Genomic DNA, 13,950 nt, shown 5'->3' with positions numbered 1-13,950 from the left:
TTTCGACAGGTGCCTGGCACCTTTTTGTACGATATTGTATACTGTAGAAGAAATATATTTTAGGAGAGTGAATAGAATGGGAAGATCCGAGGCGCACAAAAAGCGTAGAAAATTAATTCGAGAGGGTAGATTAACTCCCGAAATCAATCGAAGTCCGTATGCAAAGCTAGACTTACGCACTAGAAAAACAAAAAATAAAAAAGATCATTTATACCGTACAAAACACAAGAATCGTCATCCTCAAAAATGGGAAAACGATTCTTTTTTTATTGATTTATTTGTTAAAAATTGCAAGTCATTCCTATCGTACTTATCCAATTGGTACTAAAACGCATTCCTATTTTCTTCCATGTACTTTCTCCCATTTATAATACTTACAAACCACCCAAATTCATAACGACGTCACTTTTTCAAAACTACATATGGATGTAATGCTTCTGTAGTATCCTTACCGATTTTCTTTATTTCGAAAGTCTGTTTCCCATCTATTAAACGCTTTGCTGACTTCTGATTCGGAGCGGATACAATCGCTTCCAATCCATCTTTTACAGCAAATAAATGATACAAATATAGTGTCTGTCTTACCAATTGACGAACCCCCATAATGCTTTCTAGCTTTTGCTCAAATTTCTCTAGATTTTTCATCGAGTATTTGGCATCGTTTGGAGTTTCATCCATCTCTCCTAAATAATGATCAATTTCCTTAACAAAACCATCTACAAATTCTACTCTGGTAATACAGTTTGATTGGTCGGTTGCAAATAATCCTCCACACTCCTTTTTATAATTACGATAATCGAATTCCTTCAATAACCTTTCTAGCTTTTGTAATTTCTTATTAGAAACTTGATAAGAAGTTTCACCCACATAGGACACAAACATTTCACCAATCCATTTAAGCCTTCCATCTCGATTAACTTCAACCGAATAAATAGGACATGCCCCGTAACAACCAGAACGTTCCAAATAAATCTTCTTAAACAATTCCATTCCCCCTTTTAAGGTGCCAGGCACTCGTCGAATTTCGACGGGTGCCTGGCACCTTGGTTCTTTATATCTATTTCGACTGGAACACCTGGAAATCCTTTTTGCTCCTCATCCAAGCTCAGGACCTGATAAGGTTTACCTCGGCAAAGCAGAAGTAACAACTTATCCCATGTCATGTTCATTAGCTAGATAATTTCTTTCGATTCTCCCATTTTTACTTTTTCATCCAAAATTAGTTTATACCTTTATTTTCACCTACTTTTGGGCATTCTAAAATTAGGTGATGGAAATGAAAGCAAATGACTTAGAAAGAAAAAAATTCGATAATGCTTTAGATGACATTCTTGATTTATTTAATAACTTAGAAGATGATGAACCGATTATTAAATTTGCTGATGATGTTATGGAGAACATTGAGTTTGCTAAGAAAAAATACGGGGATGAAACCGTAGACGAGAAAATAAATACACTAGTCCGAGAAATGCTGTCATGGCTTGACTTAGAGGATGCAGAAAGCGAAGAGGAAAAAGAGGAACAGGAAGAGGAAACGTAATATTGATTTAGATACATACTCATGATAATATAATAAAAAACAGAACATACATTCTATCCAGGGTGGTCAGATGATGAATAATTGGTTTTTGCAATCTAAAGAACTCAAAAAGAAAATTATGATTTTCTATATGGATCGCAATCAAAAAATAACGCAACGAATTATTCGAGTTGTGGAACTAAAGGAAGATCATGTGGTAGCATTTTGCTATTATCGAAAAAAGGTCCGAACGTTTAGAACAGATAACATCCTCTCAGCTGGTCCGTTACAAAAAGATACTGGAACATAATTTCTCATTCCCATTTAATGCCTTCTAACTCTCTACAAACTACCACCAAATCAGCCCAGCCCATATTGTCCGATTATTCCCAGCCACTTAGGAAACACTAATATTAGATCTACACAATTTAGGAGGAGAAAATGACACTTTCCGAAAACTTTCGTATGGAAAGAGATTCACTAGGAACCATTAAAGTTCCAAAGTACGCATATTATGGTGCCCAAACACAACGGGCTGTGGAAAATTTTCAAATTAGTAGTAAACGGATGCCACGTTCGATCATTCGAGCGCAAGGTATTGTGAAAGCTTCTGCTGCAAAAACAAACATGGATTTAGAGTTATTACCAAAATCAATTGGAAGTGCCATTATGCAAGCCGCTGAGGAAGTAATCCACGGAAAATGGGATGATCATTTTGTCGTTGACGTTTATCAAGCAGGTGCAGGAACCTCACAAAATATGAACGCAAATGAAGTCATCGCTAATCGAGCAACTGAGCTAATCGACCCGTCTTTAGGATATGGACGTATTCACCCGAATGACCATGTTAATAAAAACCAATCAACGAACGATACCTTTCACGCATCCATGCAAATTGCTGCCATCGAAAAGATAAATGACAAACTTTTACCTGCATTAGAAGATTTATACCAGGAATTTGATAAAAAATCTATTGAATTTATGGCAATTGAAAAAACAGGTCGCACCCATTTGCATGATGCTGTTCCAATGAGGTTAGGGCAGGAATTCGCAGGATATGCAAATACAATTCGGTCGGTCACCAACCAACTCAAATTATCGGCCGATAAACTATATGAAATTGGTTTAGGTGGAAATGCGATCGGAACAAAAGTAAACTCGCATCCTGACTATCCGACTCTAGTCATTCAAGAAGTGAATCGAATGACAAAACTTCCCTTTCGTCAACCAGAAAATATATTTGAGTTTATGCAAAATACCGGTGCACCAATCCGTGTTATGACAACAATGAAGGAACTGTCCATTCATCTCATAAAAATCACGAGTGATTTGCGCTTACTCGCTTCCGGCCCTCGGACAGGTTTGGCCGAAATAACACTTCCATCAGTCCAGCCCGGATCGACAATTATGCCTGGAAAAGTAAACCCGGCCATTTTAGAAATGACCCATATGGTTTGCCTTCAAGTTATTGGTTATGAAGCTGCTATTGCCAACGCAGGAACAGCTAGCCAATTAGAAATCAATGTAATGATGCCTTTAATTGCCCATACAATGATGGAATCGATTGAAATCATGTATAATGCCGTTTCAACACTTACTACTAAATGCATCAGCGGCATACAGGGAAATGAAGAAATATGCAAGCATTGGATGAACTCCAGCCTTGCACTTGTTACGGCCATGAGTCCAATAATGGGGTATGATCGAGCTTCTCAAATTGGAAAAGAAGCTGATGAAAAAAATATTACGGTAAAAGAAGTTCTTAAACAAAAAGGTTTGCTAACTCCAGAAATTGAAAAAGCTATGGAACCAAAGGGATTAATTTAACTTTCTTAGTGAAATAACCAAAGAAGGATGGGATGTTCGTGAATAAACCAGGATTACAATTAACACTTCAAACCTCTAATCTCGTCATAGGTTTTATGGTTTGGGTCTTGATTTCTTCCTTAATGCCATATATCAGGGATGACATTACATTGAGTTCCGGACAAGCATCTCTCGTTACTGCTGTTCCAGTTATACTAGGTTCATTTGCCCGTATTCCAATTGGTTTTTATACGGACCGTTTAGGTGCTAGAAAAATGTTTATTATTAGCCTCCTAATTCTCATATTTCCTGTTTTTTATATTAGTATAGCTAGTTCATTTCTGGATTTAATAATTGGTGGCTTAGTTTTAGGTATTGGTGGGGCAACCTTTTCAATTGGTGTAACTTCCTTACCAAAGTATTACCCAAAAGAAAAACATGGATTTATTAATGGTATTTATGCTGTAGGTAACATTGGTACAGCCATTACTACCTTTGGCTCACCAATAATTGCTGAGGCTTTCGGCTGGCAAAACGCGGTACGTATATTCTTATTCCTATTAATACTATTTGCTGTCCTCACATTCCTATTGGGAGACAGAAAAGAGCAGCTTGCCAAAAAGTCAATGACCGATCAAATTAAAGGAGTATATCAAAATGCAACGCTCTGGTTTCTTTGTTTGTTTTATTTTATAACGTTTGGTTCGTTTGTTGCATTTACAATGTTTCTACCTAGCTTTCTCGTGGAAAACTTTCAATTAGACCCAGTAGACGCTGGGATAAGGACAGGAATTTTTATCATTATCGCCACCTTACTTCGTCCAATCGGCGGACTCTTGGCAGATAAATTTAATGCCTATATCATATTAATGTTCGTTTTTATAGGAGTTGCTCTTTCAGGTGTACTGCTATCATTCTCACCAGACATAGTTTGGTATACAGTTGGCTCTCTTGCTGTAGGAATTGCAGTTGGGATCGGAAACGGTACCGTATTTAAGCTTGTTCCACTTTATTTCTCCAAGCAAGCTGGGATCGTTAATGGAATCGTTTCTGCAATGGGAGGATTGGGAGGATTTTTCCCACCACTGTTACTAACGGCAGTCAGTAATATAACCGGACATCATGCGATTGCTTTTATGTTATTATCGGAGTTCGCGTTAGTCAGCTTTGTAATTGTCATCTTCATGTATTACCAAGATCAAGTAAGCATCGAGAGAAAGGTTATCGAGGGCACAGCAGAAGGAATTATGATTACAGATAAAGATGGGATTATTAAAAATGTTAATCCTGCCTTCACTCGCATAACGGGATATAGTAAGGAAGAAGCGGTTGGAAACACACCAAAGCTATTACAATCTGGAAAGCATGACTCAGATTTTTATCATAACATGTGGCAATCAGTCAAAGAGAATGGATTCTGGGAAGGCGAAATTCAAAACAAACGGAAAAACGGAGAGATCTATTCGGAACTATTAACAATTAGTCCTTTAAAAAATAATGTTGGGGTTACCAAATATTTTGTAGGGATATTTAATGACATCTCGGAAAACCGAAATAACTCCTAAAGATTCCGTGGAGGTTTTCTTCATTCCCCATGGATTGTTAGGTTAACAAATCTGATAATTCACTTTCCGTATGCCCCCAATTAACAACCTGGGTTTCAATTAGGGGTCTGACTACGTACAGGATGTCGGGTATATGTCAACCTGCCAGTTTTATGCAAAATAGAAAACAAGAGCAACATCCGAAGGGATTTCACCAGGATGCTGCTCTTGTTTTCTTATAAACCTTGGCGGCGATAGTTAGACCTCGATCGATATTGTTGTGGTGGTCTAGTTGGGTATTTTACCGGGATACTAAATATGTGAATCAGTTTGGTAAATGGTATGGCTGCAAACAACGCAAAAGCAGATATTACATGAACCTTAAATATCATCGGTACGCTTTGCATTAATACATAGTCGGGCTGAAGTAGGAATAAACTTCGAAACCAAGGACCAATAGTTAAACGGTATTCATATTCAATCACGGTAGTATTATAAATAATGGTCATATAGGTTCCTGTAGCTGCAACAAAAAGAACAGCTAGTACCGTGAAAAAATCAGCAAAACTTGCTTTTATACGAACAGGATCGATGGTTATTTTACGAATTAGTAAAATAATTAGTCCTGCAACAACCATTAGACCGACAAGCCCTCCTCCGTAAATGGCTCCAAAATGATAGGCATGATCAGAAATTCCAAGTGCTTGATAAAACTCTATGGGAATTAACATCCCCATTACATGTCCAAAAAAAGCGAATATTATTCCATAATGGAATAAGGGGGAACCAATGCGTAACCACTTCTTTTCAAAAAATTCCGTTGACGGCGCAGCCCATGTTAACTGTCTAAATGCATATCGATACAATAAACCTACTATCATAATCGTCAATGTTATATACGGGAATATGACCCACCAAAATAGTTCGGCCATATACATCCCTCCTCTTGAGTTTAATTGGATACCTTATCCCTATTGATACATAATGGGATAAGGTAGTTCTTCTAAGTCTGCCTCTTCTCGGTTGTTTTCCAATTGTTCAATCGCTTCTTGTGTTGGTTCCGGAAATACATAATCCATTAACAAATGGAGGATTTCCATATATGGGTTACCTAGGTCAAGATGATTGATTATCCGTTTAACAGCAACGCCGAGACGAAATTCAAGTCTCTCTTTTTCCTCAGATGCAGGAGCAACTACAAGAAATTCTAGAAGCATCGGTATATAATCTACGAGCTCCTTATCTTCTCTTTCAAAACCTGCTTCTTTAATTATGTTTTGCAACCTGATTAACGCTGCTCCTCGTCTGTTACTATCTCCAAGTTCATGAGCAGTTAAATACAGACCTGATTTCACGCGTAAATCAAATGTACTTACATAAAGCTCCTGAATTTCTTGCTGTGAAAGTAAGGTAAATGCGAGAAAAGCTTTTTTCCAAGTGGTTTTAATTTCTTCGGATTCGATCGATTCAACGATTAATTCGTCCAATTCCTTAAGGTCCTCTTTAAATCCATTTGTAGGATAACTTAATAATCGTGAAGCACCAATTAGCAAAACACGTTTATCCTGATTCATAATTTTTCTCTCTCGCTTTCAGGTAACCAAATGTAGGGTTAACTCCCTCTGGCGGTGCTAAGTCTTCTAGACTACATGTTCCCTGCTTATAATGAAGGTCATCGTCCATTTCCCTTCTTCCTGTTGGAATCACATATCTTTCGTCATACTTAGCAACACCTAACAACCGTGCCATTTCCTCAATTTCTTCTGGACTTGTATTCGCTTGTTTGACTAATTCACTTTGTTTGAATTCGTCAATTCCTCCCACTGTTTTTCCACGCATATACACGCGCATTGCCGAAAGTTTAAGTAACACTTTTCGAACAACCTCTTTATCATCTGCAGCAAGTATAGATGCTAAATATTCAACAGGGATTCGCATCTGGTCAACAGCTGGAATATAGCCATCTGTATCCAAATCATCTTCATTCGTAATATGGTTCATAATTGGACTTAATGGTGGTACATACCAAACCATTGGCATTGTACGATATTCAGGATGTAAAGGAAGAGCAATCTTCCATTTCATTGCCATTTTATAAACTGGAGATTCTTGAGCAGCCTCTAACCAGGCATCTGTTATTCCTGCTTCTTTAGCCTTTGCCTGTACTTCTTCATCAAATGGATCTAAAAAACAGGAAAGTTGCGCTTCATATAGGTCTTGCGGATCCTCTACGGAAGCCGCTTCCTTTACTTTATCCGCATCATATAAAACAACACCAATATAACGAATACGCCCAACACACGTTTCAGAGCAAATCGTTGGGAGACCAGCCTCTGTTCTTGGATAGCAAAAGTTACATTTTTCCGCTTTATGGGTATTCCAGTTATAGTAAACCTTGTGATAAGGGCAACCATTCTGACAAAAACGCCATCCACGACAAGCATCATGATCAACCAGCACAATTCCATCTTCATCACGCTTATACAAAGCGCCTGTAGGACATGAGGCTACACAAGATGGATTTAAACAATGCTCACAAATACGTGGCAAATACATCATGAACGTTTTTTCGTATTCCATTTTAATATGTTCCTGCATTTTCTCTACATTGGGATCTAATGGAACAACCTCACTACCGCCTGCTAGATCGTCATCCCAGTTAGAACCCCATTCTGGTTTATCAATATACTTCCCAGTTATTTGAGATTTTGGTCGAGCAACAGGAAGGTTATCTCCTTTTGGACGATGAATCAAATTGTCGTATTCATATGTCCACGGCTCATAGAAATCCTCCATCTCAGCCATATTTGGGTTGTAGAAGATGTTAGCTAGCTTGGAAATTGGGCCTCCTGCTCGGAGTTTTAGTTTTCCACCTCGTAGCTCCCATCCCCCTTTATAGCGATCGGTATCCTCCCATCGCTTTGGGTAGCCTGGACCAGGACGGGTTTCTACATTATTAAACCACATGTATTCCGTTCCTGGACGGTTTGTCCATGTGTTCTTACAAGTAACCGAACATGTATGACAGCCTATGCACTTATCCAAATGCATAACCATCGCAACTTGTGCTTTAATTCTCAAGCCAATCAACCTCCTTCAGCTTTCTGATAATTGCCATCGTATCGCGCTGATGACCGGTTGGTCCATAATAATTAAAGCCATAGCTTAACTGAGAATACCCACCAATCATATGAGTAGGTTTTAACGTAATCCTTGTAACACTATTATGGGTACCACCACGTTGTTTGTTTATCGAGGTGCCTGGCACTCCCATCGTTCTGTCCTGGGCGTGGTACATATAAACCATTCCTTTAGGGATTCGGTAGGTTAATACTGCTCTAGCTGCAATAACACCATTTCTATTGTAGATTTCAATGAAATCATTGTCCTTGATCCCTACTGATTTAGCGTCATCTTCGTTCATCCACACTACTTGCCAGCCCCGAAATAGCTGAACCATTGGAGTTGATTCGGTAAACATCGTATGGATTCCCCATTTTTGATGTGGAGTTAGGTAACGAACCGTTAACGATTGTCCAGAATCCTCTACACCTTTTTCATTTTTCATAAATGGACCTTTTGTTAATGGTGGTAAATAAAGCGGTAACCCTTCCCCAAAGTCCAACATCATTTCATGGTCTAGGTAAAAGCTTTGTCTCCCAGTTAGCGTACGCCATGGAATGTTATATTCTTTATTGACCGTAAACGGGGAGTACCTTCTGCCGTCTTTTTCCATCCCACTCCACATCGGCGTGGAAATCGATGTTCTCGGTTGAACGGTTAAGGACTGAAGTGTGAAATCCTCTTCTTCCCGATTTTCGGCAATCTCCGTTAACTTCTGACCGGTTTTGGCCTCCATAGACTTCCAGCCTTCAACCGCACGCTTTCCATTCGTTGCTCCAGACATGAGCAATATGGCATTAATTGCTTTTTTATCTGTTAACAGATCTGGATTTCCTTTTCCGATTCCTTCCCGTTTTGACACCCCAAGACGATCCTTTAATTCATCAAATACTTTATCACCAGGCAAGGAAACACCTTTACCACCATACCCCTTCTTCATTTCCGGACCAATAGTAGTCATTTTTTGATAGATATTCGGATAATCTCGAGGCACAACTTGTAAATTGGGCATGGTTTTTCCTGGAATCGCTTCCACTTCGCCATCTCGCCAATCTTTTATTTTTCCATATACTTGTGCAATTTCACCAGGAGAATCATGACCAAGCGGACGCATTAGTAATTCCTCTGTAGCTGGCAAATGTTCTTCAGCCAGTTTGGAAAATACTTTTGCTATTTCACGAAAAATATCCCAATCGCTTTTTGCTTCCCATGGTGGGGAGATTGCAGCATTAAATGGATGGATAAATGGATGCATGTCCGTGCTACTAATATCAAATTTTTCATACCATGTTGCTGTTGGAAGAACAATATCCGAGAATAACCCTGAACTTGTCATTCGAAAATCAATGCTGACAAATAAATCGGTCTTCCCTTCTGGCGGCACTTCTGAGACATTTACATGTTCTGGCTGCCACGAGCTCTCCGTGTTTGTCATTACTTGATGCTCTCCACCAATTAAATGTTTGGCAAAATACTCGTGTCCTTTTCCACTATCTCCTAATAGGTTAGAACGCCAATTAAAGAACACCCTTGGAAAATTCTGTGGGTCATCTGGATTTTCGATTGCCCATTCAATGTCACCTGATTTAATTTTTCGTACGACATCTTCAATGATTTCTTTTTCGGTTTCAGCTCCTTGTGCATGACTTTCCTTCACAATATCAATCGAATTTTGTGAGAACTGTGGAAATGATGGTAACCAGCCTAATCTAGCTGATAGAGCATTTACATCTGCAGGGTGCATATGATTATATTTCCCGCTCCATGTTGTGTTCTCTTTATTAATCTCGGTTTCATAACGGAATTGCTCGGTTGCGAAATAGAAAAAAGAAGTACCATTTTGTAATCGCGGTATATTTCCCCAGTCACTTGCAAAAGAAACTAGATTCCACCCCTCAACAGGGCGTACTTTTTCCTGACCGACATAGTGAGCCCATCCTCCCCCATTTACTCCTTGAGATCCTGTTAGCAAAATGAGGTTTAGAATGGAACGATAAATTTGATCACTATGGTACCAGTGGTTTGTTCCCCCTCCCATGGCAATCATTGATTTACCTTTTGTTCGGGCGGCATTATCAGCAAATTCTTTTGCTATTTTGATGACATGGTTACGATTTACGCCAGTTATACTTTCTTGCCACGCTGGAGTATATGGCTTTTCATCATTGTAGTCTGTTGGATAATCACCAGGGAGATTTCGATTCACTCCAACATGAGCCATCATTAAATCGTATACCGTTGTTATGACTAAGTCATTTCCTATATTGTCTTTGATCCGTTTAATCGGAACACCTCGAGTTACGGCTCCACCTTCTTCTTCAGCAAAATATGGGAACGTAACCTGTACGATGTCATCCGATTCTTCAATAAAACTTAATCTTGGATCAATCGGAGATCCATCCATATTCTTCATTTCGAGATTCCATTTGTCCCCGTCATCCCAACGATATCCTTGACTACCATTTGGTACCTCGATCTTATTGGTCGTTTCATCCCAAACAACTGTTTTCCATTCGCCAAGCTTATGAGACTGCGTTACATCAGATGCGCGTAAGAATCGATCTGTTCGGTATTCGTCCCCATGCTCCCGTAAAATAACAAGGAAAGGTAGATCCGTATATCGTTTCACGTAATCCGTGAAATAGGCTGTATGTTGTTTTACATAAAATTCAGTTAAGATTACTTGGGTCATCGCCATCGCAAGTGCACCATCTGTTCCTGCTCGAGCTGGCAACCAAACATCTGCAAACTTTTCATATTCTGCATAATCTGGGCTTACGCCTACAACCTTTGTACCGTTATACCTCGCTTCTACCATAAAATGTGCATCAGGAGTTCGGGTTTGCGGAAGATTTGTCCCCCATATAATGAAATATTTTGTATTGTACCAATCAGCACTTTCAGGTACGTCTGTTTGGTCACCCCAAACCTGCGGAGAAGCTGGTGGAAGGTCTGCATACCAATCATAAAAACTAAGCAATGTACCACCTAACAAGGATAGAAAACGGGCACCCCCTGCATAGCTTACCATTGACATAGCAGGAATTGGGCTAAACCCAACGATACGATCTGGTCCATATTTTTTGATTGTGTAAATTAAGGAGCTTGCGATAATCTCACAAATTTCTTTCCAATCTGCTCGTACAAATCCACCCTTACCACGAGCCTTTACGATCTGCTCTCTTTTATTAGGGTCGTTTTGAATGTTTTCCCAAGCTTGAATCGGGTGATGTCCTTGCTCTCTTTCTGCTTTCCAAAAATTATATAAATCGCCTCGGATATAAGGATACTTAACCCTTGCTGGGCTATATGTATACCATGAAAAGCTTGCACCTCGGGGACACCCACGTGGTTCGTATTCTGGAAAGTCATCACCAGTAGAGGGATAATCTGTTTGCTGCGTTTCCGATGTGATGATTCCATCTTTTACGTAGATCTTCCAACTACAAGAACCAGTACAATTGACTCCATGAGTAGAACGAACAATTTTATCGTGCTGCCATCTCCTGCGATAAATATCTTCCGAATCACGCGGGCGAGGGCTTTCTTCTGTCCAACCATCATTAATTTCCTTACCACGTTTAAGGTATTTAAAGGATTCCAGTAATTTATTACTTCTCTTCACCACATTATTGCCCCCCTTCAATCGGATTAAATCGTTCACCTACTAATTTAAAGCTATTGTTACCGGCTTCCAATTCTTCTAAAAAGATACGCAATGTTGGTGCATTCGCAGCTACTAATATTAAACGTTCTAAAGCTTCTAGATCATCAATCTCATAAATTTTTTCCACGATACCTGGAGCGATATCACCGAATCTCATTCGTAACACATGTAATAAATCTTCTCGATCCTGGACAAAATCTGCTTCATTTTCAAATAGAAACAACTTTTCTCCTCCTTTATTGTGCTATGGAGCCATCGTCTTAAAGTAGTCATCAATTAAAACTTGTTTGCACGTTTCTCCAGTTGACTCTACAAACTCCCGTAATTCATCTCCTAATGATTCAACTTGCTTATTTAGGAAAAAACGCTCTTCCTTATTTGTGAACTGTTCACCAAAACGCAAGATAATGTGAATCCCATCCTTTTTCTTAATGCCACTCGCTTGAATATCATAGGAGTGGATATGATAATTCGCTTCTAATTCATTCACGATAAATCGGTATGCTTTCGGTGAAATCGACAATAACGATTTTATTTCCGCATCATGTTTACTGGACATCAGCAAATTCCTCCAATCGTTTATTATTCCCGGTATTAATGATGTGGCAATATTCTTTCCTCCTCTAGATTATGGTACATATCAACATGTACCAGAGCATGAAACTGCTGTAATACCTCTTCATCGAATCCATCCATTTCTAAAGAATGCTTAATTTCTTTCACTAAATAACGCATCGTATCATGATCGCGAGTTAAAGCAACTATTTCATCCTTTAAATCCGGGTTTTCCTCGATCATTTCTTTATACAATCCGTTTTCCTCTGCTTCTGCATGTCTTAACGTACGAGTTTCCCAATGTTCAACAGCAATATAAGCTGTTTCTAACGCTTTTTCCTTCTGATTATCCTTTAATAAGCGTCCAAGTATATGGTTTAATTCCTTCGCTTCATTCAATGCAGCTTCGTGAATCGCTGCATGACTATCCACACTTTTCAACCCTGGACCTGACACCCTAATGGACATCCCTTCACCTCCTAACACAAGCCTAGTACTAGTACAAAAATACACATTACCCATTATGATGCACAATTACCAAAAATATACTTCCCTAGTTATCAACTCAGACCTATCAACCACCAAAATTCGACAACTCCTCCACGAAAGGTGCCCAATAGGTGCCAGGCACCAAATTATCCTTTTATTACAGTTATTTGTCTTTAGCTGCGCTACGTAACATTTACGAAATGTATGTCATACTGCATCCTATCCGTACCAAGCAATCCAATAATTGTAAAAAAATGAGATAAGGATATTTTTCCCAGTTTTGTTGTCGCTTCTTGCTACTTCTAGTATCCAGAGATTCATAGACTAATTGGCATTTATTGGTGCTGAAAAACTATGTTACATCTAGTAATCTCTTAGTTGAGCGTGAAAATAACGAGGAGGTTATCACATGAACAAAATAAAACAACTTTTATTAATAACAACATTATCTATTAGCGTAATCTCACTACCAGTTAGTGCTGATGCAGCTTCATATAAAGTACAAAAAGGCGATTCATTCTGGTCAATCGCTAATGAATACGGAGTTCCCGTTCTAAGTCTATTAAATGAAAATAACCGTACAGGTAGTCTTTTGTATGCCGGTGAGACAATCAACATTCCACATGCACCGGTTAGTCAAGCGGAAAAGGAATTGATGGCTAAACTAGTAAATGCTGAGGCAAAAGGTGAGCCCTATGCTGGTAAAGTTGCCGTGGCAACGGTAGTTCTAAACCGAGTTGATCATAATGAATTCCCGAATACAATTAAAGAAGTAATCTACGAACGCTCAAATGGACACTATGCCTTTTCACCGGTTCAAAATGGTGCCATAAATGATGGATTTTCAAATGAAGACATGAAAGCAGTTAACGAAGCAATTGCATTCCAAGGCCAAGGAAATGGTTCCCTGTACTTCTACAATCCAGAAACTGCACAAAGCAGTTGGATCAAAACAAGAGAAACAACAAAAACAATCGGAAATCACGTATTTGCAAAATAAAAAAGTCGGTGCCAGGCACCTGTCGAAGTTTGACAGGTGCCTGGCACCATAGTACATATTTCCTATATACAACTATATTGGGTTTATCATATGATAGATTCAATCATAATGATGGACAAGGAAATGAATTGTTCCTCATTTGAAAAAGGCAAATCTATTGAAAAATAGAGACGCAAAGTCACAGGCCTACGGTGTTTGAACTATGGTGGCTGGACTGCTGAAGAATGGAGAATAACTCAAAACCTAT

14 protein-coding genes and 1 riboswitch are annotated in these 13,950 nt (G+C 39.0%); of the genes, 6 read left to right on the top strand and 8 right to left on the bottom strand.

Features of this window, described 5'->3' with window-relative positions:
• Window positions 1-76 precede the first annotated feature (76 nt).
• Window positions 77-328, top strand: a complete 252-nt coding sequence (locus tag BMX40_RS08650; protein ID WP_090868867.1) for a hypothetical protein — start codon at window positions 77-79, stop codon at window positions 326-328.
• A gap of 74 nt (window positions 329-402) precedes the next feature.
• Here the strand turns inward: BMX40_RS08650 and BMX40_RS08645 are convergent, their stop codons facing one another.
• Window positions 403-984 (bottom strand): DUF6438 domain-containing protein, encoded by a 582-nt coding sequence (locus tag BMX40_RS08645; RefSeq protein WP_090868865.1) that lies wholly within the window; start codon window positions 982-984, stop codon window positions 403-405.
• A gap of 292 nt (window positions 985-1,276) precedes the next feature.
• Between BMX40_RS08645 and BMX40_RS08640 the strand changes: the two genes are divergently transcribed.
• From BMX40_RS08640 to BMX40_RS08625, 4 genes are all read left to right on the top strand, one after another.
• On the top strand, window positions 1,277-1,540 hold the full coding sequence (locus BMX40_RS08640; RefSeq protein ID WP_170840724.1) for an atypical membrane-integrating protein (Mistic protein): 264 nt from the start codon (window positions 1,277-1,279) through the stop codon (window positions 1,538-1,540).
• Between the two features lie 73 nt (window positions 1,541-1,613).
• The gene (locus tag BMX40_RS08635) at window positions 1,614-1,829 is read left to right on the top strand and encodes a hypothetical protein (RefSeq protein WP_090868861.1); all 216 of its coding nucleotides are present in this window, start codon (window positions 1,614-1,616) and stop codon (window positions 1,827-1,829) included.
• 131 nt (window positions 1,830-1,960) lie between these two features.
• Window positions 1,961-3,346, top strand: a complete 1,386-nt coding sequence (locus tag BMX40_RS08630; RefSeq protein ID WP_170840723.1) for a class II fumarate hydratase — start codon at window positions 1,961-1,963, stop codon at window positions 3,344-3,346.
• A gap of 95 nt (window positions 3,347-3,441) precedes the next feature.
• Window positions 3,442-4,890 (top strand): nitrate/nitrite transporter, encoded by a 1,449-nt coding sequence (locus tag BMX40_RS08625; protein ID WP_425287851.1) that lies wholly within the window; start codon window positions 3,442-3,444, stop codon window positions 4,888-4,890.
• 215 nt (window positions 4,891-5,105) lie between these two features.
• Here the strand turns inward: BMX40_RS08625 and narI are convergent, their stop codons facing one another.
• The 7 genes from narI to BMX40_RS08590 are packed head-to-tail and all read right to left on the bottom strand — an operon-like array spanning window position 5,106 to window position 12,682.
• Window positions 5,106-5,801 (bottom strand): respiratory nitrate reductase subunit gamma, encoded by a 696-nt coding sequence (narI, locus tag BMX40_RS08620; protein ID WP_090868857.1) that lies wholly within the window; start codon window positions 5,799-5,801, stop codon window positions 5,106-5,108.
• A gap of 39 nt (window positions 5,802-5,840) precedes the next feature.
• The gene (gene narJ / locus BMX40_RS08615; RefSeq protein ID WP_090868855.1) at window positions 5,841-6,443 is read right to left on the bottom strand and encodes a nitrate reductase molybdenum cofactor assembly chaperone; all 603 of its coding nucleotides are present in this window, start codon (window positions 6,441-6,443) and stop codon (window positions 5,841-5,843) included.
• Window positions 6,430-7,950 carry a nitrate reductase subunit beta gene (gene narH, locus BMX40_RS08610; RefSeq protein ID WP_090868853.1) on the bottom strand — a complete coding sequence of 507 codons (1,521 nt, stop codon included), beginning with the start codon at window positions 7,948-7,950 and terminating at the stop codon, window positions 6,430-6,432. The genes narJ and narH overlap by 14 nt, the downstream gene beginning before the upstream one ends.
• On the bottom strand, window positions 7,940-11,620 hold the full coding sequence (locus BMX40_RS08605; RefSeq protein WP_425287849.1) for a nitrate reductase subunit alpha: 3,681 nt from the start codon (window positions 11,618-11,620) through the stop codon (window positions 7,940-7,942). The genes narH and BMX40_RS08605 overlap by 11 nt, the downstream gene beginning before the upstream one ends.
• A gap of 1 nt (window position 11,621) precedes the next feature.
• A complete protein-coding gene (locus tag BMX40_RS08600) occupies window positions 11,622-11,882 on the bottom strand; it encodes a hypothetical protein (protein ID WP_090868851.1) in 261 nt (86 codons plus the stop codon).
• Window positions 11,883-11,903: 21 nt separating this feature from the next.
• Window positions 11,904-12,218 carry a hypothetical protein gene (locus tag BMX40_RS08595; protein WP_090868849.1) on the bottom strand — a complete coding sequence of 105 codons (315 nt, stop codon included), beginning with the start codon at window positions 12,216-12,218 and terminating at the stop codon, window positions 11,904-11,906.
• 35 nt (window positions 12,219-12,253) lie between these two features.
• Window positions 12,254-12,682, bottom strand: a complete 429-nt coding sequence (locus BMX40_RS08590; protein WP_244513440.1) for a hemerythrin domain-containing protein — start codon at window positions 12,680-12,682, stop codon at window positions 12,254-12,256.
• Between the two features lie 430 nt (window positions 12,683-13,112).
• On the opposite strand from BMX40_RS08590, the gene BMX40_RS08585 reads away from it, so the two are divergent.
• The gene (locus BMX40_RS08585) at window positions 13,113-13,703 is read left to right on the top strand and encodes a cell wall hydrolase (RefSeq protein ID WP_090868847.1); all 591 of its coding nucleotides are present in this window, start codon (window positions 13,113-13,115) and stop codon (window positions 13,701-13,703) included.
• A gap of 137 nt (window positions 13,704-13,840) precedes the next feature.
• Window positions 13,841-13,925: riboswitch (cyclic di-GMP riboswitch) on the top strand.
• Window positions 13,926-13,950 lie beyond the last annotated feature (25 nt).

Origin of the sequence: Oceanobacillus limi (assembly GCF_900111445.1) — a bacterium.
Lineage (GTDB): Bacteria > Bacillota > Bacilli > Bacillales > Amphibacillaceae > Ornithinibacillus > Ornithinibacillus limi.
The sequence above is the reverse complement of the archived record's forward strand: the minus strand, read 5'-3'. Positions and strand labels throughout refer to the sequence as shown.